Raw genomic sequence first — 26144 nt, 5'->3', positions numbered from 1 at the left:
TTTACTACATACTAAAAATAAAAAAGACTGCAGGTAAACTAGTTTAAGCTAGTTTGCCTGCAGTCTGCCTAATCAAATTCGATTAGGCCAGTTGGTAGACAGCTAACTTACTCTAGTTAGCCTACCATTTTTTACTCACCAATTTAGCCGATGCCTACTTCCTCCAACTCTTCGCGTGAGGGCGGTTCACCTTTTAATTGTTTGAGTACTTTCTTCAGCATCACAGATGCTTTGACTTTTATATCAAGTGCTTCGGAAATCTGGATCTCATATCTTTGGCTCTGAATTGCTCGTTTTAAATCTTCAACCGTATCGATTGGTTCGTCAAAACGATTCACAACACTTCCATATTGGAGACACTGATGAGTATCGCTCCCTGCAACAATGGGAAGACCAAGCTCCTCAGCAAACGGTTCTAATTTCTGACGATTCACTTCTACTCCTTGTTTGTATAAATCTTTTGCATTGAGATCCAGCGCGTCTAATTGGATGAGCAGATCTCTATTTAATTGATGCAGCGGAGTTGAATCTCGGAATGGATGCCCTCCTATTTTAAATACATGATAAGTGTCAGCAAGCTTTAGCAGCTGTGCAAATGGAATGAAGTTTTCTTTAGATGTAAAGGGCTCCAGTTCCGCTCGAATCGCTAAGATTTCTTCTTTTTTACCAATCAGCAGAATATGTCCTGTTTCTCTTATATCTACTTCAATTCCTGGGAATACCCGAACCCCATGGGCTTCATAGTAGTGACCATTATAAGGGAATGCGGAATCAAGTGCTTCATACATCGCCCCATAATTTTTCGTGTTAAAATGTTCGGTTAAAGCTACAGCATCTACCCCGTTCAATTTTGCTTCTTGCATCATTTCGTGAAAATAATCCAGTGAGAAATCAGATTGTTTGGATAGTTTTCCGTGGGTGTGTAAATCGATTAACATGTTACTTCATCTCCTTCTAAATATGTTCATATCAATTAATACAAAATGGATGGAAATTTCAGACCGAACCAGAACAACCAGGTAATATAAAGGATAGAGAATGCAATGAAATACAAATCTAGCATGCCGAGTTTAAGATAGGATAATCTCATCTTCTTTACTTCACGGTTATTAAGCCCATAAGTAAACCCGCGTGTTTCAAGTGCTTCAACTGTTGTTCTGGAACGTTTGGCCGTATTTAGCATCAGTGGATAGAAACAAAGTACCGTCAGGCGCAGATAATAAATGATAACCCGAATGTAGAGAAAACCGGGCCGTTCGGGAGACCTTCCTCTTAAACGGAAAGACAACAGAATCTGATGAAACTCTTCTAATAGAGTAGGTAGAATGCGGTACCCGTATGACAAACTAAATGAGAATGTATCTGGTACACCAAGAGCGGACAAGCCATCACTTAATTTTTCCGGATCCATACTTGAAAATACAGCGATACTGGCAAGTGAAATGACCGATAACTTCAGTGTTAGCGTAAGGAGCGGTAAAAGGGAGGATAGATCGCCTCCAAATAGCATCGAGAATAAGAACATCCATCCTACTTGACCCACGAGTCCTAAACATAATATGAAAATAAGGATCGAACTAACGCGAGATAACGCCGTCATACACACCATAAATACGAACATGCCGATTAGAATCGTCCGGTTATGAATAAACCAGGGAACAATGGCAAAAAACAAATACCAAGATAAAAGCGTACGCGGATCAAGCCTTCCAATAAATGTGGTGGAATTACCATAAGCCGTACCGAGTAATTCCAGCTTGATTCGTTCTACAGATATGCGGTCAAGTGTCTTTTTGACGATTTCCACGCGGTATCCTCTCCTTCCGGTTGAGATTGTTCTCTAGATGTGTAAAATGAAATGAATTCATCCAGTGAGTAACAGATTTTTGGCAATCCAAGACACCGGCTAAGTTCCATGAGCTGCGTAGGAAGCAGACCCGCTCGTTCAAGCAGCCTTGCATCTTCAAAGATTTGTTCCTTCGTACCATCTGCAATGACAACCCCCTGATGCATCACAATGATCCGGCTTGCCCACTCCGCCACAAGCTGCATGTCATGAGTTGCGATAGCGACCGTCTCTACATGTGATTTCAAAGTAGAGAGTACACTGAGCATTTCCTGCTTTGTTGCAATATCCAAATTTGCCGTCGGTTCATCAAGAAGCATAATGGATGGTTGTATAGCGGCTCCAATCGCTAAAGCTACCCGCCGCTGCTGACCCCCGCTGAGCAATCTTGCGTCCCGATCTTTAAGTCCAGTAAGACGGAAACTTTCTAGTACGTTATGAATACGTTCTTCCGCATCCGGCAGACGGTGTGCATGAACATAATAACCGACTTCTTTTTCAACGGAGTCCTCAATAAACATCTCTTCGGGGTTCTGATATACATAAGATACATGTCCTGCCATTCGCTCCGGGCTCATTCCTTTTAGCGAAAATCCATTCACATTTAAGTATCCGCCTGTAGGTTTCACTATTCCTGCGATCAGTTTAAGTAAGGATGATTTCCCTGCACCGTTATTGCCGATAATCGCAACCGCTTCACCAGAATGCAGAGTTACATTCACTCCATCCAGGACAGGGTGCATCTTCTTATGAATGGTACGGTATGATAAACGAACATCTTCTGCCACAACTACTTTTTTCCGAGCACCAGATTCTGTAACCACTTCTGGTTTTTCTGTGTTCTGAAGAGTCAAGGTAACGGGCCGCGAATGAAACCAATGTTCTCCTTCTGTTATACGAATCGGGAGCGAAGTTCCCTCTTTTGGTAATGATTCACGAGTCTTCAAATCCAACCATGCCGCCTGGGTCACTTGTGGCGGATAGATCCCAAGTCGGAGTAATGTGTCTACAGAAGATAGAGCTTCCCGAGTTGGACGCTTCCATGCGACTGCTCCTTGATCCATAAGAACAACTTCCTTACAATAGTCAGCGATAAATTCGGCATGATGTTCGATGACAACAATGGTTTTGCCATAATCTTCGTTTAAGCGTTTTAAAATATCATAGATATGCCTCGCATGCTGTGGATCAAGCTGTGATATCGGCTCATCAATCACTAAAATGTCGGGATCCATGGCAAGCGCACCTGCAAGTGCAAGCAGATGCTTTTGCCCGCCGCTGAGTGACCAGATAAACTCATCTTTCACATTAGATAGCCCCATCATCATCAGCGCTTTTTGGCCTCGAGCTTGATAGTCAGCATAACCATAGTTGAGTGGGGTAAAGACGACATCATCAAGTACGGTAGGACGAACCAGTTGATTCTCGAAATCTTGATATACGTATCCTACTTTTCTAGATAATTCCGCTACACTACTGGTCTCAGACGATTGTCCGCATATTTTCGACTCTCCGAAGTAATCTCCTGTGTAATAATGAGGAATCAGACCATTAAACAATTTACAAAGGGTGGACTTCCCTGAACCGTTACTTCCAATAATCGCTGTGAAATCTCCCCTATGCAGTGTTAACGATACATCACTCAAGACAGGCTGGTCAGACCCGGGATATGTAAAAGAAACATGTGATAATTCGATTAAAGGCTCACGCATTTTTCGTATCCGTCCTGTTCGAAGATTTTCCAGCCTTACTGCGAAGGATAAAGATTGTGACGATAGCAATCACAGCTGCTGCTGCAATGCTAACCCAGATCAGTGTGCTTTCTGAAGATTCTGCAAACGGAAGCTCCCATTCCCCAAAACTCCAATCCGTTTCGGACATAATTTCAGCACCGACGGCAACGAGTGCAAGTACTACGCCTATAATGACAAATTTGGGGGACAACCAATTGGACATTTCATATTTCGTATTTTTATGGCGCGGTCTCATCCCAAGAAGCGGTTCGATTTTGCCATATAGACGTGGAACCAAATACAGTGTCGGCAGCAGAGCAAACAAAATACCAGAGAATAAAACATCATTAAGGAATCCGACACCTTCAATGATTACAATACTTTCGGCTAGTCCTTGAACTGCTTCAAGTTCCTCTACACCAACCCATACCTTAACAACATCAACGATTGCACTCAGCAATTGATGGATAGCAACTCCTGTCATTGCGGCGATACCCACCTGCCGTTTATTCGTCGGATCTGACACCATTCGACCAGCTGTATACATAGCAAGGGAGAATGTAATGAATTTTTCCACTTCACCAATTCCTCCGAATTGACCCAGCATCAGCTCTCCAAAGATGATTTCTCCAACAGACGCACCTACCGCTGCATAAAGTGGATGAAACAGCATACAAAGGGTGAGTGGAATAAATGCGAAATACTCAACGGACAATTCAATCGGTCCTAGCTGTATGCTGGGTATGAGCTCGGTGAACATGTTAGACAAGCCATACAAAGACATCGACAGTACAAAAATCATCATTTTTTGAGATTGTGTCAGCGTATAGCGTGTAGACAACGTACTCATTAATAAAATCCTCCCTTAACATCTCATAATATAATCTCATTATAGGAAGGAGGGATTAACGCTAAATTGTAGTTTTATCAACGCTGTGTTAACTTTTTTTCATTATTTTTAATGATGTAAAAATATTTACATGACATTTCACCTGTAAGGTAGAGAAATAGAATAACCTTTGAGGTGGGATGAGCATGTATGAGAATTGGAATAAGAAATCATTTTCGACGAATCAAAGGCTGCTTGCGGAATTTATTCAGCGCAATGAACAGCGTGTACTCTATTTGACTGAACAAGAAATGGCAGATGAACTTGGAATTAGCATCGCTTCTGTTTCGAGGTTTTGGAAAGCGGTTGGATTTGTGAACGCCAAACAATTTAAAGCAAGACTTCGATTTCGACTGGAAACATCACCCGCGATTAAACTTCAAGAAACGATGAACCTAGTAAAGGAACTTTCACTGCCGGAGATGCTGCTAAATAGCTGCTTGCACCACTTGGAGGAGACGAGTAAGAGGCTTTCTCCTGAACTTTTGAAAGAGGCATCCGCCATGATCCAACAGGCAAGGCAAGTGTATGTATATAGCCCTGGACCTTGTATTTCGCTGGCAGAACTGTTTGCTTTTCGGTTACGACGTTTTGGAATAGGCATTCAACTAATGGCGGCAAGCGGTCACGAACTATTGGAGACGCTCATGCATGCAGGTGAGAAGGATGTCATTCTTGTATTCGGATTTGTTCATCTTCTGCCCGAAATTGAAGTCATTATGGATCATGCGCGTGAAGCTCATTACCGTATCATCCTGATCACAGATCGTTTCATCTATCCGAGGTTAGATCATGCAGATCTTGTTCTTTATGCGGGGCGCGGAGAAGTTTGGGAATTTCATTCGATGATCGCTCCTATGTATGTAATTGAAAATTTGATTTTACATATTGGGATGAGCCTGCCGGAACATCATGTAGATAAACTAACTCATCTTCAGCAAATGAGAGTTACTTATGCTTCTAAACTTCCTCGGCAATAACACACATAAAAGGACCATTCCGATAAAGGAATCATCCTTTTTCATGTGGTCCTTACTCAATTATTCCAGTACGAATTGTATCAATTTGTGCTTTCCCATGAATCTTTGTATTTGGAAAAATATCTTCCCACTGCTCGTCGACAAACTTGCCGTCCTTCGCATGACTTCGGTAAAGCTCACCAAAACCAATAATATCGGAATTTACTTTCCGAATCTTATCGAGAAACGATTGCAGATCTTTAGTTACTTCTATGTCTAATTGTTTCTCCAAAGCAATAATGGCTTTATTCTGTTTAAAATCATACACTTGAGATATTTCCTCAATGTTAATATCCATATCTATAGAGGCCTCAAATGTTCTCGATTCCTCGTCTATTAATTTGACTTTTCCTTTATTTTTAATAATACTAAACACTACTTTTACTTCGTCTGTATTTTCATCATTGAATTCTGTCAGGAAATACTGATCCATTCCGCTTTTTTTCATATCTTTTTTCTTAATGATAGCTTCATAAAGAAAGGGTGTTCTTTTCCCTTTTAGTGCTTTTAGAAAAAAACCTTCTTTTGGGGATGCTTCTCCTACGATGTCCCCACCATGTAACAAAGAGAGCGAGTTGATTACAATTTCCTCCCCTTCTCTTTTTAATGTTGGGATTGCGAGATCTAATGTATTCGTGTCCCTGAAATATGTGAAATCGTGAAGCGTTAACTCAGGTACCCAGTTAAATTTCGTATTATGATCAAGCAAACTGTTAAGTGACATCCCGACATTCTTATATTTCTCATACGGGTGTGTTAACAAATCTTCTGTAGAACCGTCTACGATCGCAATCTTAATCATATCTCCAAAAAACGGATCCCGACTTAAAACATAAACCTCATTCAACATTTTTAGATCAAAGATCGCTTTATTTAATAAAACGACCCTTGTTTGGCCTGTTGCAATTTCATTCGGCAGCTTCTCATTGAGTTTCCTCCGCGCAGATTTACTTGTCTCCGCTTCTACCGTGACTATATGACTGGTATCTTCCGCATGCTCCTCCGACTCTAATAGAGTCGCCGTTACTTGAAAAGAATGATTTTCTTTTGCATCATAGCCAATAGCAAGGGTAAGGGATTGCTGCTCTAGTATATTTGCTTTAGGACAGCCGCTAAGAAGAAACATAACGAGTAGGAATAATAGGATCCGCAGGTGCTTCATTATGTATGTTCTCCTCCTTTTCGCTGTTTCTTTTTACGCCATGCAAATACAATAAACACGATGCAACAAAGCAATGCTGGGTAAATAAAAGAAAAAAAGATGCTGCTTAATTCAAGTCGAATCATAAAATTTTTCACTTCAAGACGCTTATGGAATACAAACGACATCAATAGAATGATAAAAAACACGGCGATTAAAACGGGTTTTGGGTTTAACTTCCACATTCTCTTACAACCTCTTGTAATCAGCCATGTATTTAACAGGATTCCGGAAAGAATGACTAACATCCATGCGGAGATAACGATAAACTCCAGCCGTTCCAGGTAAGGATACTCGACAATTTTGAGCATATTCAGAGACGGCCAGAGAGATCGTAATAATTGATCTGGAGCAAAGTACCCGATCGATATAACCATAATAAAAAGGTATAGAACGTTACTGAATAAAACTGCGAGTTGTGAATGTAACATAACTCGGTTCTTATTCAGTATAAACGGATAAACCACAGTAATAATCTCAAATCCTGCCAGACTAAATCCCATTCTCACTGCGCCGTTCATTATGTCCCAAGCGCTTGAATCAAACACAGGAAGCAGCTGTGTCCATATTGCATGCTGTATCGAAGAATGAAACAGGATGAGAGTCAGCACCGTAACTATAAAGCTAAACAAACATATGCCAGCAATGACTCTTATTCCTCCCATCGCTGCATAAAATGCTAAACAGCTGATTAAGATGATCAGCACCCAAGTTGGTATATCAGGAAATATCCAAGCCTGAACTACAGAAGCATAGTTTCTCATCACCGCAAAGGTAACGAGAAAATAGTACACGATATAAACCAAATTAAATACCATACCAATCCATTTGCCATACAGGTCGTAATGAATGCCAAATAGATCAGCCGTTTTATATTTCTGCAAGGTACGGACGATAAGCCACATGATCAAATGGGTAACGACCCCAGCAATAATAACGGAGATCCATGCATCTCGCATGGAAGCTTCATATACTATTCTCTGGAAAGTAAATATCCCTACCCCCACCTGGGTATTGGTTATGATAAAGAAGAGAAGGTATGCATGGAGCATCATATTTTTAGGTGGAAAGACATTAATCTTCATAGCTCTACCTCCCGATCAATCATCATTGTCAGATTTCAACTTCTTCATCCATTTGGATCTCCAAGAAGAATCGTTCCTTTTCGTTAAATCCGTTTGATATGCAAACTGTGTAGAATTTGTAATCAATGTGGCATTAAGCATCCCTTTGGTATCCGGTGGATAGAGAGGATACAGGTATGGTTTACCATAACTTGTCATTTTCAGTAAATGAATCAACAAGAAGATAGCAAAGAAAGCAATGCCTATTAACCCTAAAGCCCCGGCAGCGATCAGCATAGGGAATCGTACAAAACGAATGGTAGAACCCATCATATAGTTTGGTGTCGTAAAAGAACCAAGTGCGGCAAGGGCAACGAGCATGACGAGTGTATTGCTTGTAAATCCTGCTTGAACGGCAGCTTGACCAATAACGATACCACCTACGATACCCATGGTTTGTCCCACTTTTGTCGGCAGACGTGCCCCTGCTTCTCTTAATAATTCAATGGATGTTTCCATAAGCAAGGCTTCTAAGAGCGGCGGAAACGGAACCCTTATTCTTGTACTGATTAGCGGCTCTAACAAGGGTACAGGAATCACTTCATAGTGATATGTTAAGGCAGCTACATACATCGGTGTGAGGAAAATCGAGAAAATAAAAGCAATCGCTCTTAATAAGCGAGTGAATGTTCCGATTCCCCACGTATTGTACCGATCTTCTACCGAGTAGAAGAAATCAAAAAATGTGGTAGGACCAATAATAACTTGAGAGTTCCCTTCCATTAAGACAACAACTTTCCCCTTTAATAAGGCGCGCGAGGTAAGGTCTGGTCGTTCGGTTAATGACATTTCTGGAAAAAGTGAATATTTATTATCCGTTAAAAGCTTCAGTAATAACGGACTTCCAAAAAAACCTGCTACTTTCCGCCTTTCGATCCGCTTTCGGATCGTCTCAATAAACGGAAGGACATCGGGTGATTGGATATAAAGCATCGTTGCTACCGTGTTGGTTTCTGTATTTAACTGAATTTCTTCTTGAATTAACTTCGGACTTGTAATGTAGGAACGAAGTAGTGCAATATTTTTTCCCATGGACTCGGTAAATGCCATCATCGGTCCATAAATGGTGGTTTCATTCTCGGCATTAGCAGGTGCACGAGCAGGGATATTAGCTACACTAACGATAATCCCTTCCTTGCTGCCCTCCATAAAAACAAGAGCACTTCCACTTAGCAATTCCTGGATAGCATTAGATATCTCATCAAACATTTTACAGTTGCCGATGGCAATCTGATCTGAAAGAGATTCTATGTTTTCATATTGATTTTTCTCTATAATTTTCCCGATTACATTCTGATTGATTTGCTCACAGTCCACCATTCCAGACATAAAACATATCGCTATTTTTTCACCTATCGGCTTTGTAATCAGTCCTTCACTTTCGTTCAATAATGTTTTTAATTGTTGTTCAATTTGCTTGCTATAATCTGACATAATGGCTTTATCCTTTTCCCTCATCATATTACTCCATAGCTAATATTCTCCACTATGGAGCATACATAATATGTCCCTATTATCTTCGCTTCATTCATAAATAATGACACTTCATGATGGATTAAGTTCCTTCATATAGCTCTGTCTAAAGAGATGAGTTCCTTGTTGACGCAAAAAAACCGCGGGGTTTTCCGCGGTTCTCTTAAAATCCTAATTTAAATAACCAAGCTGTGATTCGTTCTTCCCGATCTTTCAGATCACCATTCACTTTATTATATTTGCCCAGATGCAGCTGTGCAGTTATGTTCCCATCAAGCATGTAAAGTATTCGTTCCGCGTTAGCAGCAACTTTTGAATCATGTGTTGCGAGCAGTACGGTAGTCCCTTCGCTATTTATTTCGGTCAAAATCTCCATGATTTCACCCGCAGATTTAGAGTTCAGTGCACCTGTTGGCTCATCACCGATAACCATCAATGGCTCATTGATGAGCGCACGACAGATAGCAGCCCTCTGTAATTGTCCTCCCGATACCTGTGTGATATCACGATCTGCAAGAGATAAAATACCTGTTCTACTCATTAATTTATCAGCTCTTTTATTGATCGTATTTCGGCTGTGTTTCTTTGCACGATAGGCTGACAAAATGATATTGTCACGAATGTTCAAGTTTTTTAGCAGGTGCATTTGCTGAAAAATAAATCCCATCTTATGAAGCCTTAATTCTGCCAATTCTTCCTCGGATAGATAAGCAATTTCTTGCCCTTCAAAGACAACACTTCCCGAACTTATTTTATCCATACCACTGATTGAATAAAGCAAGGTTGATTTACCAGAACCGGAAGGCCCCATAATCGCAACAAACTCCCCGGACCAAATTTGCAGTTCAATACCTTGTAACACGGATTGCCGAAATCCCTGGCTATTAACATAGGCTTTATTTAATTTCTTCGCTGCTAATATAGGCATACCGATGCCCCCTCTTATTTGGAAATATGTTCAGCAATACTATACTTTTTCTTTGCGCGAGTGTTCAATAAACTTGTAATCGATATCATAGCTAAGAAAAGAAGCGGATAAAGAACATACGTGATTAACGAATTAAATTCTAAATGAATTTTTGGAGCACCCATAAATGAACCTACTACTTGAATAAGCCCTTGCCCAATGGTAACCGTACCTAATGTTCCAATAATAACCCCCGTCCCTCCCAGTAAAAGCATTCTTATCAAATATTGAATTTGGATATCCCGAATTGTAAAACCGAGACTTCTCATCATCGCTAATTGAGGAGCATCTTTTGCCAAAAGCATTCTTAGAAATAAAGACGTAATAAGAACTGTAATAGACAAAGAAATGACAATTGCTAGAATGGTGACAAACTGCAGTTGTCTGATTGTATTGCCTAGAGTTTGTGCTAGGTAGCTTTTCAGATGAGTTATTTTTGCCGGATAAAAGGCATCTGTGAATTGATCTACTTTCTTATGCACTGAAACATCTGGTTTCACATCTAGCGCTATGACATGCCACATCACATTCTTTGAATCATAAGGTATTTGCGCTTTAGCGGTTCGACCACCATTCGTTATATCTTATAAGGTTCCACTAACCCTCATTTTCACTTGTACCTCTCCCATTTTTATAACAAGCGTGTCATTCACCTTTTTGTTCAAGTCCTTAGCAAGAAGGTCAGAAAGCACAAGTTCATGACTCCCTTTTGGAGCTGATCCGCTTATATACGACAAAGGAAAAATCGAAAAATCACCCGTTTCCACGTTTACACTTTCCCAAACACCTTCATCATTCTGTACCTGATAGCGGGAGGTAATCAGTGGAGAGAACTTTTCTATGTCGGGATCATTATCTAATGCGGTTATTATCTGTGAAAATCTTTGCTGAGTGTTGGCCGATTGTGGTAAGTCAATGCGGATATCACTCTGTCCTACCCCCAAATAGGAAATGAAACTAGGCAACTGAAGCGTGTGTAACAATCCTAGCGGCACCATAATGATAAATACATTCAATGCATACACGAAAAACAATAATGTAAACATGGTGACTCGTCTGAAGACATCTTTTATTCCGAGAAAAACGTTTACGTTCACATATTTACATCTGCTAAGCTGTGCTCTTCCTATCGGAGTTTGTGACTTCAAAGAAGTACCTGACCTCAGTGACTCTACTGCTGATATTCGATTTAACCTTCTAAGCATTACTTTACAAAAAAATACGACGATACAGAAAATTAGACCGACAGCCAAAAAAGGGATGACATAAGAAAGCAAGCTTTTCGTGACAGCACCCAAATATAGACTAATATTAGCGGTAACTAAATTTATGGTCGTTAGGGATATTAAATACCCGCAGCTCGTTGCGAGAGCGGATATCACAATATATTTTGCCAGATAGATTCGTTTGATATCGAGGTTAGATAAACCTATTGCTTTCATGACGCCAATTTCTTGATAATCCTCCTCCATCGTTGCGGTAATTGTAAGTCTTAAGCAAAGTAAAGCTATAACCATTAACAGAAAACTTACAATAATAATGACAATTGCTATCATTCCATCTGTCAGTGCATTCAACAAAGTAAATAAAGAATAATCAATCGTAGGACCTTTATTTGGCATATTGGATGAGAAATAGTTACTACTAAAATCGCTCAGTTTACTTAGATCGGTTAGTAGAAATTCAATGAGGTATTCCATATCTCCCACATTTTCTCTAAGTACAGCAAAATCCTTCTCACTTATGACAAAACGCTTTGAACTGACCATAGCGGGGTTCATCTGAGCATCACGCACAAAATCAACAATTTTAAATTCTCGTTTGAAACGCTCTGTTTGAATGAGGACAGTATCACCAAGTTCGAGGCTCTTCTGCTGCATGTAATAAATAGGCATTGCAATCTCTCCTGGAGCCACCTGAATAACTTGATTCTTTAAATTCAATAACAAATCGAAAGAAACGTTCTGTCTTACAAAGCCGATATCCATAACACTATTTGCTTCCGACTGTTCTGAAGATCCTATAAATACATTTGATCCGTCAATTCTTAGCATCTCTACCGTCTGCTGTTCCTTGACGAGAGGATGGGTCCTCGCAAATTCTTCGATGCCTCTCTTGTCGATGGGTCCAGCATGCATTTGTACAAAATGAGGAGCTTTGGATTGAGACAATAGATTGTTTAGAGAACTCGATAATTCCGTAATGACATGTGAAGCAGAAGCAATGAGCAGGGCTGAGAGCATAATAAAGAAAAATAAGATGGTCGTTATGATTTTATTTCTTTGAAAATCTCTCTTTACGATGTGCAGCAGCATAGATCGGTACCTTCCCCTTTCTTCTTAAATCAACTAAGTATTCTCCAGTGCTCGGATCGATTTAATACGTGGAATGATAAGAGAAAGGATCACGATGAGGAGTCCCGAGACGATAAACAATAATCCTGTACCTCGTCCCTCCCCGATCCCAATAATATTCCCTAAAGTAGGAGTAAGGGGTCCTCCTTCACGTAATAGTGGATTAAATACAAGGTCCGCCAGAGTTCCGGCTAATGCGTACGAAGCTACATAACCAAGCTGGGAAAGGATCCCGATGATCCCCCATGCCCGTCCCTGTGCTTCACTAGAGATTTTTTTACGAATCATCACATCGGCGCTTGTGTTGATAAAAGGAAGCGCAGCAAAGAATATAAATCCGAACACGGAAAGAAAGTAAATATTCGTTGTTATCCCTAACAGGGAAAAGAAGAAGCCGGCAAAACCAAGACCTATGGTTAACACAGGGATATAGTTTCTTTTCATATTGAATAACCCTATAAAGAGGCTCCCGATCAGCATACCGGATGCGCTTAGAGACATGATTGTGCCGAAGGTTCTGGAATTCATATAAGGTAGGAGCATCGGAGTAAATAATGTCTGGAGAAGGCCCATATAAAAAGTAATAATTGAAAGAATAATTGTAAGCTGCAGAACACCTTTCGAAGCTATAAGGATATCCCAGCCATCCTTCAGATCTTTGATAAACGTCACTTTTATTTTCGTTTTTTGTATCACTCGCAGATTTCTTTTCACAAAGAACACAGCAAAGAGCGTAATAAAAAAGGTAGCAATATCGATGATGAGTATGTTCCTTATATCCATGATTGTGAGGAGTATTCCGGCAATAATCGGGGAGAGAAGATATTTAGAGGCGCCGGCAAGTTGTACAAGTCCACTAGCTTTTGCAAACTGCTCTTCGGTTAGTAAGTCCGTTATCGTAGCTTTGTAAGCGGGTTCTAGCAAAGAAACAAACACAGAGCTAAACGTCACTCCAACGTATATTTGCCAAAGAGCTGGTTCACCCAGCAACATCGCGATGAGTACAAATCATAGGCCAAACGCAGAAAATAAATCGCCTATAATCATCATTAGACGTCGATCAAATCGGTCTGATAGCACTCCGCCAACAGGTCCAAGGATAATGGTGGGAAGAAAAGCACATAAAGTGACCATTGCAACACTACTAGCCGTCCCTGTCATCTGGTATACATATACACCGAGCACAAACGCTGTCATACCGCTGCCAATACTGGATATCCATTCTCCGGCCCAGAGCACCATGAAATACCCAAAAGATTTATTGACCTGCGTCTGCGTCTCCATATAGCCCCCCCACCTTTCAACATGAGAAATTTATTCAAACATTTGGGACACATAAGAAAAACTTCCTCTCTCTGCCCCGAGTGTCGACTCCATCATATAAATAAAAGCTTGTATCTTTTGCACAATTTCTTCAGGTGTCCATTTGAATATTCCTTCATCAAACAAAAACTGGGATGAAATAAGCAGAAACTCTATTGATTCACGAGGATAAGGGGTGTGGAAGAGTTTTTCCTCGATTCCCTGCTCAATCACTCCTGTCAAAATAGGTGTTAATTGCAGTATGGTTTCCGTTAAACTTTTCTGATGGATCTGTGCATTATCGGGTTCATGAAACTCTTCAATCATCTGCCTTTTGCTCGGGGTATTTGGCTTTTGCGCCATAATGATCTGGAGCAACTTTTCGTGGACAGTAAGCTCCTTATCCGTGGCAATTTTCTTGGCAGCCACAACTCCAGTTTCGATAAACCGCATCACAACGGCATCCATCACTTCTTCCTTTGATTTAAAGTAATAATAGAATGTACCTTTGGCGATACCAATAGCCTGCAACATATCATTCACTGTAGTTTTGCTATATCCTTTGGTGAAAAACAGTTGCTCTGCCGTGTCTAATATTTCGTTTCTGCGGTCTTCCGGAGCTTTTGAGATTCTCATTCAATGGGTCTCCTTTTCATGTATTGACTGACGGTCGGTCTACCAATCATTATATAAAATAACCATTCTTTGTCAATCAATATTGTTCCTAAAGCACAAAAAATCCGTGGAGTTTTCCACGGATCGATTTAAATATAGGTTTCCAATTTACTTTTTCATCATTTTACTAAGATACAAATTCAGGAGATAATTATATTTATCTGCATGTTTTTGTTCGTCTGTGATAATTTCATAAACCATATCTCGATAATACTGGCTAGGGAGCCCTGCTCTGATATCCCGATAACGTTCGACTGCGGAGAGCTCTCCGAATAGAGCTTTCTTAATTCCTTCTATATAAGAACTTGGTTTTTTAAACTCGACATCAGTCGGAGAAGTAATGGTTTGTCCTGTCAGATCTTGATAAATCCTACGGAACATTTGATTATGCTTACGCTCATCATTACGAATACTCTCAATGATTTCTTTTTCTTCCTGGGACGGTGCTTCTGAAATTAAGTAATCGTAAAACAGTTCATCCTCACGCTCGCCGCTAATAGCATTTTTTATGAGAGTCAGTGCTTCTTCCAGTGATTTGTAAGTAGTCGTTTCCTGACGCATCTGCCCGTACGAATAATAAGAAGTTGGAGTTGCTGAACAATATCTCACTGGATAATACGTATTGTAATACATGGGTTCCCCTCCGGTATCGTTTGGTTTTCACTCCAATATATTCGTGAGTGGGCGCTTCGGTACCATGTCCTGCGTATACCCAGGTTTAGGTTCTAATAAAAAGACGATTGTTAAAAACCATTTTTGTAACAACATCTTGTTGAAAATATATAGGAAAACTGAGATCAAAATTCCCTTGGACAACCACTTCCCCTTGACCAAAGATATAATCAACAAAACTTATTTCTAATACGGACAGCTTCACTAGCAGAATAAGTTCTTCTATGTTCTCGACGATTACACACCCAGGCTGTTTCTTCAGCAGTTTTTTATAGATCGTGAAGTCTACATCCCCTAGCCTATTCTTTTCTTCCTTGTTTAATTTTTTAATATAATTGTTAAAATAGACGGTACATGTGTATTTGGCAAACATGTCCTTGAAAAAGGAAATAAACTTGTTCACATGTTTCAAATGATACTCATAGGGGATGATCATTTCCTTAGCTTCTTCCTCAGAAAGGCAATAATCGAACACATCAAGAATTCCTTGATGCTGATGATATTCTAATAAAATCTCCTCTTTCAATCGTTGTTTCATTTTTTTATAACGTACATCATGGCCGTTTCTCGGTATTAGAATCATCCTGTATCCCTTCTATTTACATACTTGCTAAAGACTCAGATTGGATTATTCAATAGAATATCCCTGATTTCTTTCGTTTCAAATCCGAAATCACCAAATGAAATTACAACTCCTCCGAGCGTGGCATAGTAAAATACCTCTTCCGTTTCGATGACGGTACTTATACTTAAGATCATCTCTCTTTTTATTCCGCCTTCATCTACAAAGCCTCCACTAATACTGCCCCAGATGAGATGATCCCCTGATTGCAACACCTCTTTTTCAAGTTGTGAGCTTGATACCGAAAAAGGGTATTCTTTACCTAATATCGTTAGTTTACCTTCCCCTTCCGCTTTATAAAATTCTCCATTTGGCGAGAATGTTGCATCTAGTTTTAATGTATCTTTTTCGCTCATTTTATTGTAAAAATCAGGACTACCAAACATCTTTTCAGCCATTTCCTCATTCGTTGCTGTCTTGAAATCTTCAGGTACAGCGTCAATATATGTACTTTGATAATGAATGGTAACTTCCCCATCTTCATTGAACTTCTGTTCATTTGGCATCCCTTTTATGAGTATGTACATAGCAAATACAACTGCAACTAATAACAGCAGTCCGCCAATCGTACCTATCATTTTCTTTTTCTTCTTCATGCTGTTCCCCCTGTTGTTGTCTGAAAAAGTTGACCTTACATCATTTCTTTGATTATATAAATTTCTTTCTACATTTTCGCTATCATACTAACATAGAACACTTGAGATAACAAAATGAATCATATCCCCATAGCATAACGAAAAACACCTCTCCAATGAATAAAGAGGTGTAGTAAAATTACCCGAATATACTCCTATTTAAACCCTGGCTGGGACCTGTTCTCCCTGCCACAATAGCTGCATTTCTTCATTTTCTTCAAGCAACTTGGCTAGACTGCCTTCTGCTTCAATCCGCCCATCCTTCATTACAATAATATGGTCCGCTTTAGTAAGTGCTGCTTTACGGTGAGATACGGCAATGCAGGTTACATTCTTTTCTTTAAATAAACCATCCCATACTAGCTGCTCTGTCTCTACATCCAGCGCGCTTGATAGATCATCAAATATGAACAAGTCCGCTCCCGTCATGATCATACGTGCAGTTGCTGCTCGCTGAATTTGCCCACCAGATAACATTACCCCCCGCGGTCCCACAAAAGTCTCAAGCCCTTGATCTAAATGGGTAATATCTTTCTCCATGACAGCAAGACGAATTGCTTTATTTAAAGACTCTTCTACATTTGATCTCTTTCCTTGAACGATATTCTCTTTTAGAGTATCACTGAATAGACGCGGAACCTGCGGTGTATATGCGGCTCTTGGAGGCATTAAGAAAGTAGCAGGATCGACTTCCTCACCATTCCAGCGAACCGTGCCCCCTTGCTTGGGAAGCAGTCCAAGCAGCGTGCGGACCAGCGTAGATTTACCAGCACCAATCCGGCCTGTAATGACAATAAACTTACCCCGTTCAAGACGAAAATTAATATCTGAAATTCCTTTATCTGTATTCGGATAATGATAGGTTAAACGGTTTACCTCGAGTACTCTCAGCTGTTCATTCGGTTCACTATGAATGATAGGAAGCTCAGGAGGTTCCTCATTCAGATAAATTTTCCGTGATTCGATGATTCGATCTTCTTCACCGGGACGAAACAAAGTACGCATTCGGTCAAACGATATTTTAAGGCGCTTATGTTGAAAAACCATGTACCCGAATAGTGAAATACTGTACCCGATATTAGCTAGATACGTGGTGAATAAAGCAAAATCTCCAACCGTAAATCGGCCTGCCTGCATTTCAGAAGCACACATAAGAAGAATGAGACCCGTACATATGCTGATTACATGTTGATTGAGTGATCTCATCCATTGCTTGAACAGATTATCTTTCAGCGCCGCTTGACGGCGATCTTCATTCAATGTTGTAAAGCGATCATGAACATGATCTTCGGCCTGACCTAACTTCAGTGCTTGAACAGCACCAAAGGTTTCCGCAATAAAACTGGTAATGCGCCCCGTTGCCTCTTTGTTTTTCTGTCCATATCTGCGGGCTCGATTCCCTGACAAATTATTAAGGAAAGTAACAAGGAGCAGAGGTAGAACTGCCACCAGCATGATCTTCCAGTTGATACTCGCCATAATGCTGATCGATACGATAGAAAAAACAAGTTTCCCCCAAAAATCTACCCATGACTCTACATACTCTACAACTTCATCGACATCATCTCGAAAACGACTCATCGCTTCTCCTGGTGATGCGGGTAAATTCCGACCAGGCCAGCGCATTATGCCTGAGAGCATATTCGTACGAAGAATCGCTTGAATATGAAAGATATAGGTTATCCATTGATAGAATGCTGTAAAGAAAGTACCTACTCTGATGAACCTTACTACAGCAATAAAGATCAGCGGAACCGCAAGCCACATATAGTCCTTTGAACTTGCAGCGGTTGCCCGATCAAAGAACCACTGCATGCCAATTCCGATAGCGAGGGGTAAAGAGTGAAATACACACCATAACACTCCATTAATTAAAAATAAAAAGGGATTATATCGAAATAATCTTCCTATAAATCCAGCTACCGTCATGCTAGTTCCTCCTCTGTGCCTGTCGCCAGCAGTCTTGCATAATGCGAATTTGGACGCTGTGCAAGTTCTTCCCGTGCTCCAAACTCTATGATTTCGCCATCGCTTAGCACTAGAATTTTATCTGCCTTCTCTAATGTAGCTAGTCTGTGCGCAATAATAATGCCGGTGCACTCTTCCATTAATTGATCTACTGCGATTTGCAGCATCGTTTCTGTGGCTGCATCCAGCCGAGATGAAGGCTCATCGAGAATGACTAGATTCGGCTTTGTTAAAAAGACACGCGTTAAAGCAAATAGCTGTGCTTCCCCTGCCGATAGCGAGGAACCTCCCGCCGTCAAATGTGTATCCAGCCCTCTCGGCTGTGCATCAATCCATTTGCGAAGTCCAAGCTGCTCGGTCGTTTTCAGAATAGAATCATCAGACACACCTGCATCAAATAAGGTTAGATTGTCACGCAGTGAGCCATCGAACAACTGGACATCTTGTGTAACCATGCCAACTCTGCGATAGAGTGCCGGAAGCTTCAGTGAAGTAATATCTATCCCACCCACACGAATCACTCCGCTGTCTATATTGTATAAACGAAGCAAAATCCGGCTGAGACTGGATTTTCCGCTGCCTGTTCGCCCGATGATGCCAAGTCTTTCTCCCGGTTTAACAGTAAAGTTAATGTTTCTGAGCACAGGTTTATCTTGGTTATAACTAAAGCTCACCTTATCAAACTCTAGACCAAGAGCTCCTTCAGGAAGCTGCTCCTGTTCCCCGTCCACAATACTACTTCGATGGGAGAGTAATTCTCTTGAACGAAGCATGCCAGACTTTGCTTTTTGAAATTCTTGTACCTGATCGCCCAGCATCTCAATCGGGTCATTTAACATTTGGGTATATTGGTAGATTAGAAAAAGCGTACCCAGGCTTATTTGACCTATTAAATAGTAATGTACGCCAAGTAGCAGCACAGCAGTAACCGCTAAGGCAAACAAGATTACCGTCGTATTCCATGGGATGACCCGAATCATCCAGGCTTTTCTCCCTTTTAGGAATACGGCCCGCATTAATTGATGAAATCGGTTCATCACATAAGGCACGTTGCCGTTCGCTTGCACATCTTCAATACCGGCAATCCGTTCTTCAATGAGTCCAAATAAGGAAGCACTTGCTTCACGCTCATCCTTGGACGGAGCAACACCTAAATCACGAATGAATACCATAAATAAGATCGAAACAAGGGTAAATACCGTCATAACGATAGCTATAGGTAAATTCACAGTGAACATGAACCCGAGAATACCCGCGAGCAGAACAAAGCTCCCAATGACCTGAACGATAAACATGGAGAAAAAGTTCGAAATACTCGTCACGTCTCCATCCACACGTTCGATCATCTCACCAGGTGTTTTCATGTTGTGAAACCGCATATCAAGCCTTAAACAGTGCTTCAATAAGTCACCCCGAAGTCGGTTGGTCGCACGCCAAGAGACATCGTTACCTAAGTAACTAACTGCTACGGTTATGACCTGATTTAGAACAGCCACGACCAGAAATAGCCCTGCCAGCTGTATAAGTGTTGTCAGTACACCTCCAACTGCTGCCGTATCAATAAATCGTTTAATGATTTGCGGGCTGATCAGCTGCAGTCCCGTTGAAACTAACAACATGATCAGCAAGCTCGCTAATCGGCCTTTTACTGGCCTCAAATACTGAAACAACCATGTCATTGATACTTTCTTTTCTTTGGTCTTTTCTTTGGGCATATTGCCCACCCCCATATATGTGTAAATATGTAGATAAATGAATCAATTTTGTTATGAAAATGGATTCAAACCACTTAGAATAAAACTAATTCCAGCAGTAAATCTTTACCAGTTTACCGTATGTTTTCTTTTTTTCCTAGGTAAAAAATAATTATAAATTTGCTCGTAGATGTAACAGTGAATTAAAAGTAACATTTATCCATTTGTGATTGCGAGACCACTTGATTGTGCTTTAAAACTCTGAGTAATTGTTGTGTTCGTCCGGTCTTACTCGATTAGTGGCATCAGGAGCTTCTCATTTCGGCACAGGAAACAGAATTTAAAATAAGGAAAACTTGCCAAAATAAAAAGAACCGGCAAATGCCGGTTCTTTGTGGAATTATCTTCACTTTTCTCTTAGCTGCTTACCTTAGGAAAATATCCAATCTTCACTGCATAACTAATTAATTGATGAATAAAAGATTCATCCGGTTCAGCACATACTACACCTGTACCTTCCAGATACTCTAATGTTTGCGGACAAGCATAGCGAAATGCTGAATTTTTCGCTCCATCGCCTTCCAGCTGTGCCATAGCCAGTTCAAGTCCTGCTTGATCTTTCGGTTCTGCTGGATTCAGCAGCCAAGATTCAAACTCAGGGAGTGCAAACAAGTTAATATCATAGCCGTAGTTGTTAAAGTGTTCGACCATTTGTTCATACGGAATCGTGACCGGATTACAAATGTGGAATACCTTACCGACCGTCTCTTTCTGAAGAGCTAGAGCAATAATGGCTTCTCCCGCATAATTAATCGGAGTTAGATCAACTTCCCATCTTACATTAGGTGCCTTCTCTAATAGAAGCATTGCTTTCAGCATCCGGTAAAATGCATTCTGATCAATATTTTTCTGGAAGACCCCTGTAGTAGAATTGCAAGAAAGATTTCCCACACGATAGATACTAGCGGCTATGCCTTCTTCCTCACCATATTTCACAACGAGTTTTTCAGCTTCGAGCTTACTGTTCGTGTATACATTCTCAATATAGGAAGTTTTGTAACCTGATCCCTGAATAACACCGTTCCATTGACCGTTAAAAGCCAAATCTTCCGGTATACCCAGTGTAGAAATAAAATGAAAACGTGTATGCGGTTTTTTCTTCGCTAGTTTTAGTAGTCGTCTCGTACTATCGATGTTCACATTTGCAAAATGTTCGGAATCTCCGAAATGTTTTACATCGGCACCGCAGTGTACAATCGAATCAACCAGCTTATCTACGAGCATTCGGTCCGCTTCACTAAAACCAAGGTTTTCTTGTGAGAGATCACCTTCAATAATTACTACACGGTTTTTCATAACCTTCGCGATAGAATTTCCGAAATACCCTTTCATTACATCCGTTAAACGCTCTATAGGAGACAGCTCACGAGAGGGCCGTACAAGACAATATATAACGGCTTCTGATTTATGTAATAATTCATAGAGCAGATGGGATCCTAAGTAACCTGTCGCACCGGTTAGTAAAATATTATTTTGTTTAGACAAGTTCTCTTCCCTTGCTTCGTCCGAACCAAAGGTAAGCGGATATTCTACCAAATCTTGAATTGGAAGATTAGCCATATCTACTGCATCTTGAAGTAATTCTTCTCTACCCATCTCTTCTATTCTCTCTGATAATTTGAATATCGTAGGGTACACGAAGAAATCATTAATTTTCAGCTGCGGAAAATGAGGTTTTAAAATCACTAGACTTTCTAGGATTTTTAGTGAATACCCTCCAATTTCGAAAAAGTCATCATGGATGCCGATTCTAGTTAGTCCCAGCGCTTTTTGCCAAGCTTCGCTTACTTGTATCTGTAGTTCATTCTCAGGAGCTTCATATTCAGTATCATCATGTTCTGTATTTATTTCGTACAGAGCTAGTTTTTTACGATCCATTTTGCCTGTGGGTGATAAAGGCATTTGTTCTAAATGGCTAAAGTATTTCGGTATCATGTAATTTGGTACCTTTTTGCTTAAAAATTGCACAAGCTCACTTTGAGCAATAGCCTGACCATGATTTGATGTATAAAAGCCTACTAAAATCTTTACACCATCTTGGTCCGGTCTTGCTATAACGGCAATATCTTTGACGAGGTCATGCTTAGCCAGATTATCTTCAATCTCTCCAATTTCAACCCGAAAGCCCCTGATTTTTACCTGAAAATCTTTTCTGCCTCTATACTCTACTTCGCCATTTGGCAAAAGTCTGACCAAATCTCCTGTCCGGTATAATATTTTCCCTGAACCTTCTGTAATCGGATCAGCTATGAACACTTCCTTTGTTTTTTCCGGTAGATGTAAGTACCCTTTCGCAAGTCCAATCGAACTAATCAATAGTTCGCCGGTTACACAAGTCGGACAAAGCTTATTATTCGCATCTACCACATATAATTCATAGTTTGCAAGCGGCTTACCAATACATACAGTAGAAATATGTTCTGGAAGTTCATAGTCAATCACATGCGCTGTTGCAACGGAAGTAATCTCTGTAGGCCCATATAGATTAATAACAGGTACGGATAGTTTTTTCTGAAGCATACGTACCATTTCACCGGGCAGAGCTTCTCCTGCTACCGCAATACTTTTAATATTATGATAAATGTGCGTTTGATTTTCTGGTAAATGAGCTGCAAGCTGATTGAAGAAGACTGTCGGCAAAATAGCAAACCTCGTAGCTCCTGTTTGTTTTACTGCCTCTGTAAAAGCATCAATGGAAAAACGTTCTTCATCTGCTAACAGATGAAGTCTGGAACCACTGACAAGAGAACTGAACAAATCATACACAGAAGCGTCAAAACTGAAAGTAGAATACTGTAAAATGATGTCTTGCTCTGTCAACTGGAGATGATCTTGTGTGGCGAACGCCAAATTCACAACACCTTTATGAGAAATGAGTGCTCCTTTTGGTTTACCTGTTGAGCCGGATGTATAGATAACATAAGCTAGATCATCACCGTTCAAGTCTATAGTAGGAGTAACATTCGAATCTTCCGCATATGCCTCCATATTCATTTTCGGATAAATAATCAATGGCTTTACTTCGAAATCTGATAAAAGTGTATTTAATTTTGTCGTGAAATCAGACTGAGCCAGAATCAGTCTTGACTTCGTATCTTCAATAATATAAGCATTTCTTTCATCCGGATGGGAAGGGTCAAGCGGAACATAAGCTCCTCCAGCTTTGATAATACCAAATAGACTCACAATAGTAGAAAGACTGCGCTCCATAAAAATAGATACGAACTCACCTTTCTGTAGTCCATTGGAGAGCAGCATTTGAGCTAGACAACTAGATAACTGATCCAGCTCCTGGTAAGTGACCTCTTGGTCACCATAAGAAATTGCGGTCCGCTCAGGATACTTTTCTACTGACGCAGCAAACATGGATGTAATTGTTAGTTCAGAAGGCAGATCCTTTTTACTATTATTGAGCTTCTCGTAGGCTGCTAAATCAGCAGGTGTTACTATAGAAATTTGATCGATCGGCATATTCATATGTTCAATTAGCTCGTTACAGAGAAATAAATAATTATCGCAGAATTTGCGAATCGTTGATTCCTCATACAACTCTTGTGCATAGACAATATGAAGTTTCCAGCTATCCAACGCTCCCTGCCCTACAAACCAATGTAAATCACTGTTCGGATGGTGGAGTTGATCTCCGTAAAGCGTATGGAAAGCTATAGTTTGTCCCAGAAAATCTCCAATTTCTGTAAGTGTAATATCCGTTTCTTCGATCGCTTGCAGCTTCATACCTACTTGATCATATACTGTTTGAAAGTTCTCTAATCCACTTAGCGTCATGCGCAGTGGTAAAATGCCGCCTTTGTGATCGCTCACTCCGATCAGTAGATCTTTATCACCACTCATTTTGTATAAAAATACGATATAACTTGAAAGCATCCAAGTGTTTATATTGTACAAAGGACGTAGTTGTTCAAGTCTTGGTATTTTCCCATCCAGTAAAATGTTCATTTCCTTCATGCTTCTGCCTGACATCATTGCTGGGTAGTCTGTATACATATAAAATCCTGGCAAAGGCAGCTGTAACTCATTAATCCAATACTCTTTGCCATGTTTAGTTAGTAGCGTTGCATTCAAAATCGATCAGCTCCTATTTTATTTTACTTGTAATTGTTCAACTAATCTTTCTAATCTGCCTGATACCTGATTCAGTTGTTCAGCAGACTCAAAGATCTGCGCAAACGTGGCTTGTTGTTCCTGAGTACCCATTTGGATTTCTGTAGATACGGAAGAATTTTTCTCAGCTAGTACAGCAAGCTGCTTAATAGAAGCTGTGATCTGTTCCGTTTCCGCGACCATTTGCTGTGTAGCAGCGGATACTTCCTGGATTTGGCTCGTCACTGAATCTGTTGAAATTAATATTCCTTCAAATAGCGAGCCCGTTTCTCTTACGACACGAATGCCTGTCTCGACTTTCTCTTCCCCTTCACCGATTGCTTTTACTGCGAGTTCCGTTTCATCTTGAATAAACTGGATTAACTCAGCAATCTGATCGGCAGACTTCTTGGATTCCTCAGATAATTTTTTGACTTCACCTGCTACAACTGCAAAACCGCGTCCTTCTTCGCCAGCACGAGCTGCTTCTATACTTGCATTTAAAGACAGTAGATTTGTTTGTGCAGCAATCTCAGTAATTACCTGTACGATTTGTCCAATCTCCTGAGACCGACTCTGTAATTTTTCGATAATATTTACAGAATCTTTGACAGAATAATTAATCGAATTCATTTGCTCAATGACTTGCTCAATATTGTGATTACCTAATTCAGACTGCTCTTTCATATGTAAAGAAATCTCGGATAATTCTGTCGTATTTCCCGCGATCGTAGTAACACCTGTCGTTATTTCTTCTAGCGAGACCACACTTTCAGTGATCGAAACACTTTGCATATCTGCACTATCAGACATTTCTTTCATATTTTTCGTAATTTCTGATGCGTTCTTGTTATTTAATTCTACAGTTGAAAATAAAACATTCGATTGCTCAGCAGATTGCTCCGATACTTTCTTTATCGTACTCACTAATTCGTTCATATGGTTAACTGTCATATTAAACTTCGCATTTACTTGTCCAAATTCATCATCACTTGTTTTTAATTGAACTGTAAAATCACCGTTACTTAGTTTTTCTAAGGCACCTTTTAAATCACTGATCGGTTTAAACGTACGTTTCAGCGTATAGTACTGCATAGCAAGTACGATGATTAAAGTGATCAAGAGCGCAATTAACGTGGAAGTGAGCAACTCTTTTTTACCTGAAGCAATTAAACTTGCATCTACATCAATCCCCATGTAGGCAAATACTTCACCGTTATTATCTAAAAAAGGATACAGGACCGTGATCCACGTACCAAAATCATCGTTATAGGCTTTCGTAAAGGAGAGTTCTTTTGTATCCAACATCTCATTTACGGCATCTACGTGTAGTTGGGGTTGCTCATATAAATCACCAAGCGCCATATTACTTTCCATAAACAGATCTAGGAGGGCTGGAGATAGAGCTATTACAGATGTTTTGTTCCCATCCTCAAGCTCGGGACCAAATATGTAACCCTGTGCAATATTAGGATGCGTACTGACTAACTCACTAAAGGTTTCCATTAATCTCTGTTGTACAGGGGAATTTGGGTCTATTGTATCTTTCGCTTCTTGGGCATCTTCCGTTGACACTTGTTTAACTAGAGTTTCCATTATCTTTCCGGAATCAGATTGAAGCTGATGCGTAAGAACATTTCCTTGAATATAATAACTGTACCAAATCACTACCGCACCCGTTAGGATGATATATAGACTTGTAAATATCATATTTCGTGTGACAATACTTTGATTCTTAAAGATGGAATTCAACTTCTGTATAAAGTTGTTTATTTTATTCATGACTGTGTTTCTCCTCCTAATATGTCC

The 26144-nt window shown here is 40.2% G+C and carries 19 protein-coding genes and 1 pseudogene; 1 reads left to right on the top strand and 19 read right to left on the bottom strand.

Annotated elements, in window-relative coordinates; translation table 11 throughout:
* Positions 1–143 precede the first annotated feature (143 nt).
* Genes PV403_RS07670 through PV403_RS07655 form a run of 4 tightly spaced genes read right to left on the bottom strand, consistent with a single transcriptional unit; the run spans position 144 to position 4429 of the window.
* Complete coding sequence (locus PV403_RS07670; protein WP_213531633.1) at positions 144–938, bottom strand: PHP-associated domain-containing protein; 795 nt, start codon at positions 936–938, stop codon at positions 144–146.
* Positions 939–973: 35 nt separating this feature from the next.
* Positions 974–1807: an energy-coupling factor transporter transmembrane component T family protein gene (locus PV403_RS07665; RefSeq protein WP_213531631.1), complete on the bottom strand. Its 834-nt coding sequence runs from the start codon at positions 1805–1807 to the stop codon at positions 974–976.
* Entirely contained in the window at positions 1768–3558 is a 1791-nt protein-coding gene (locus PV403_RS07660; RefSeq protein ID WP_213531629.1) for an ABC transporter ATP-binding protein, read from the bottom strand. The genes PV403_RS07665 and PV403_RS07660 overlap by 40 nt, the downstream gene beginning before the upstream one ends.
* Positions 3551–4429 (bottom strand): cell division protein FtsQ, encoded by an 879-nt coding sequence (locus tag PV403_RS07655; protein WP_213531627.1) that lies wholly within the window; start codon positions 4427–4429, stop codon positions 3551–3553. The genes PV403_RS07660 and PV403_RS07655 overlap by 8 nt, the downstream gene beginning before the upstream one ends.
* Before the next feature lie 185 nt (positions 4430–4614).
* Between PV403_RS07655 and PV403_RS07650 the strand changes: the two genes are divergently transcribed.
* On the top strand, positions 4615–5448 hold the full coding sequence (locus PV403_RS07650; RefSeq protein WP_213531625.1) for a MurR/RpiR family transcriptional regulator: 834 nt from the start codon (positions 4615–4617) through the stop codon (positions 5446–5448).
* Positions 5449–5500: 52 nt separating this feature from the next.
* Here PV403_RS07650 and PV403_RS07645 read toward each other — a convergent pair whose 3' ends face one another.
* The 15 genes and pseudogenes from PV403_RS07645 to PV403_RS07575 all read right to left on the bottom strand — a co-directional run bounded on the left by PV403_RS07645 (position 5501) and on the right by PV403_RS07575 (position 26117).
* Positions 5501–6649 (bottom strand): Ger(x)C family spore germination protein, encoded by a 1149-nt coding sequence (locus PV403_RS07645; RefSeq protein WP_213531623.1) that lies wholly within the window; start codon positions 6647–6649, stop codon positions 5501–5503.
* Entirely contained in the window at positions 6649–7773 is a 1125-nt protein-coding gene (locus PV403_RS07640) for a GerAB/ArcD/ProY family transporter (RefSeq protein ID WP_213531621.1), read from the bottom strand. The genes PV403_RS07645 and PV403_RS07640 overlap by 1 nt, the downstream gene beginning before the upstream one ends.
* A 15-nt stretch (positions 7774–7788) precedes the next feature.
* A complete protein-coding gene (locus tag PV403_RS07635) occupies positions 7789–9246 on the bottom strand; it encodes a spore germination protein (protein ID WP_332084078.1) in 1458 nt (485 codons plus the stop codon).
* 202 nt (positions 9247–9448) lie between these two features.
* Complete coding sequence (locus tag PV403_RS07630; RefSeq protein ID WP_213531617.1) at positions 9449–10213, bottom strand: ABC transporter ATP-binding protein; 765 nt, start codon at positions 10211–10213, stop codon at positions 9449–9451.
* A 14-nt stretch (positions 10214–10227) separates the two neighbouring features.
* On the bottom strand, positions 10228–10776 hold the full coding sequence (locus PV403_RS07625; protein ID WP_332084287.1) for an ABC transporter permease: 549 nt from the start codon (positions 10774–10776) through the stop codon (positions 10228–10230).
* A gap of 60 nt (positions 10777–10836) precedes the next feature.
* Positions 10837–12567, bottom strand: coding sequence for an ABC transporter permease (locus PV403_RS07620; protein WP_332084077.1), 1731 nt, complete (start codon positions 12565–12567; stop codon positions 10837–10839).
* A 33-nt stretch (positions 12568–12600) separates the two neighbouring features.
* A pseudogene (locus tag PV403_RS07615) lies at positions 12601–13848 on the bottom strand (MFS transporter).
* 72 nt (positions 13849–13920) lie between these two features.
* A complete protein-coding gene (locus tag PV403_RS07610; RefSeq protein WP_332084076.1) occupies positions 13921–14544 on the bottom strand; it encodes a TetR/AcrR family transcriptional regulator in 624 nt (207 codons plus the stop codon).
* Positions 14545–14691: 147 nt separating this feature from the next.
* The gene (locus tag PV403_RS07605; protein ID WP_332084075.1) at positions 14692–15216 is read right to left on the bottom strand and encodes a ferritin-like domain-containing protein; all 525 of its coding nucleotides are present in this window, start codon (positions 15214–15216) and stop codon (positions 14692–14694) included.
* Positions 15217–15301: 85 nt separating this feature from the next.
* Positions 15302–15838 (bottom strand): hypothetical protein, encoded by a 537-nt coding sequence (locus PV403_RS07600; RefSeq protein ID WP_332084074.1) that lies wholly within the window; start codon positions 15836–15838, stop codon positions 15302–15304.
* 35 nt (positions 15839–15873) lie between these two features.
* Entirely contained in the window at positions 15874–16473 is a 600-nt protein-coding gene (locus PV403_RS07595) for a hypothetical protein (RefSeq protein ID WP_332084073.1), read from the bottom strand.
* 198 nt (positions 16474–16671) lie between these two features.
* Positions 16672–18441: an ABC transporter ATP-binding protein gene (locus PV403_RS07590; RefSeq protein WP_332084072.1), complete on the bottom strand. Its 1770-nt coding sequence runs from the start codon at positions 18439–18441 to the stop codon at positions 16672–16674.
* The gene (locus PV403_RS07585; RefSeq protein WP_332084071.1) at positions 18438–20195 is read right to left on the bottom strand and encodes an ABC transporter ATP-binding protein; all 1758 of its coding nucleotides are present in this window, start codon (positions 20193–20195) and stop codon (positions 18438–18440) included. Before PV403_RS07585 ends, PV403_RS07590 begins: the two co-directional genes overlap by 4 nt.
* A 396-nt stretch (positions 20196–20591) precedes the next feature.
* A complete protein-coding gene (locus PV403_RS07580; RefSeq protein WP_332084070.1) occupies positions 20592–24317 on the bottom strand; it encodes a non-ribosomal peptide synthetase family protein in 3726 nt (1241 codons plus the stop codon).
* Positions 24318–24335: 18 nt separating this feature from the next.
* Positions 24336–26117 (bottom strand): methyl-accepting chemotaxis protein, encoded by a 1782-nt coding sequence (locus tag PV403_RS07575; RefSeq protein WP_213531605.1) that lies wholly within the window; start codon positions 26115–26117, stop codon positions 24336–24338.
* Positions 26118–26144: the final 27 nt, after the last annotated feature.

Source organism: Paenibacillus sp. GYB006, assembly GCF_036577645.1.
Classification (GTDB): Bacteria; Bacillota; Bacilli; order Paenibacillales; family Paenibacillaceae; genus Paenibacillus.
The sequence above is the reverse complement of the archived record's forward strand: the minus strand, read 5'-3'. Positions and strand labels throughout refer to the sequence as shown.

Bases quoted from the DNA above. Each gene is read 5' to 3' on its own strand.
- PV403_RS07670 (WP_213531633.1), bottom strand. From the start codon at position 938: ATGTTAATCGATTTACACACCCACGGAAAACTATCCAAACAATCTGAT.
- PV403_RS07630 (WP_213531617.1), bottom strand. From the start codon at position 10,213: ATGCCTATATTAGCAGCGAAGAAATTAAATAAAGCCTATGTTAATAGC.
- PV403_RS07650 (WP_213531625.1), top strand. From the start codon at position 4,615: ATGTATGAGAATTGGAATAAGAAATCATTTTCGACGAATCAAAGGCTG.
- PV403_RS07585 (WP_332084071.1), bottom strand. From the start codon at position 20,195: ATGCCCAAAGAAAAGACCAAAGAAAAGAAAGTATCAATGACATGGTTG.
- PV403_RS07600 (WP_332084074.1), bottom strand. From the start codon at position 15,838: ATGATTCTAATACCGAGAAACGGCCATGATGTACGTTATAAAAAAATG.
- PV403_RS07605 (WP_332084075.1), bottom strand. From the start codon at position 15,216: ATGTATTACAATACGTATTATCCAGTGAGATATTGTTCAGCAACTCCA.
- PV403_RS07590 (WP_332084072.1), bottom strand. From the start codon at position 18,441: ATGACGGTAGCTGGATTTATAGGAAGATTATTTCGATATAATCCCTTT.
- PV403_RS07625 (WP_332084287.1), bottom strand. From the start codon at position 10,776: ATGTGGCATGTCATAGCGCTAGATGTGAAACCAGATGTTTCAGTGCAT.
- PV403_RS07655 (WP_213531627.1), bottom strand. From the start codon at position 4,429: ATGAGTACGTTGTCTACACGCTATACGCTGACACAATCTCAAAAAATG.
- PV403_RS07640 (WP_213531621.1), bottom strand. From the start codon at position 7,773: ATGAAGATTAATGTCTTTCCACCTAAAAATATGATGCTCCATGCATAC.
- PV403_RS07575 (WP_213531605.1), bottom strand. From the start codon at position 26,117: ATGAATAAAATAAACAACTTTATACAGAAGTTGAATTCCATCTTTAAG.
- PV403_RS07595 (WP_332084073.1), bottom strand. From the start codon at position 16,473: ATGAAGAAGAAAAAGAAAATGATAGGTACGATTGGCGGACTGCTGTTA.
- PV403_RS07660 (WP_213531629.1), bottom strand. From the start codon at position 3,558: ATGCGTGAGCCTTTAATCGAATTATCACATGTTTCTTTTACATATCCC.
- PV403_RS07620 (WP_332084077.1), bottom strand. From the start codon at position 12,567: ATGCTGCTGCACATCGTAAAGAGAGATTTTCAAAGAAATAAAATCATA.
- PV403_RS07645 (WP_213531623.1), bottom strand. From the start codon at position 6,649: ATGAAGCACCTGCGGATCCTATTATTCCTACTCGTTATGTTTCTTCTT.
- PV403_RS07635 (WP_332084078.1), bottom strand. From the start codon at position 9,246: ATGTCAGATTATAGCAAGCAAATTGAACAACAATTAAAAACATTATTG.
- PV403_RS07610 (WP_332084076.1), bottom strand. From the start codon at position 14,544: ATGAGAATCTCAAAAGCTCCGGAAGACCGCAGAAACGAAATATTAGAC.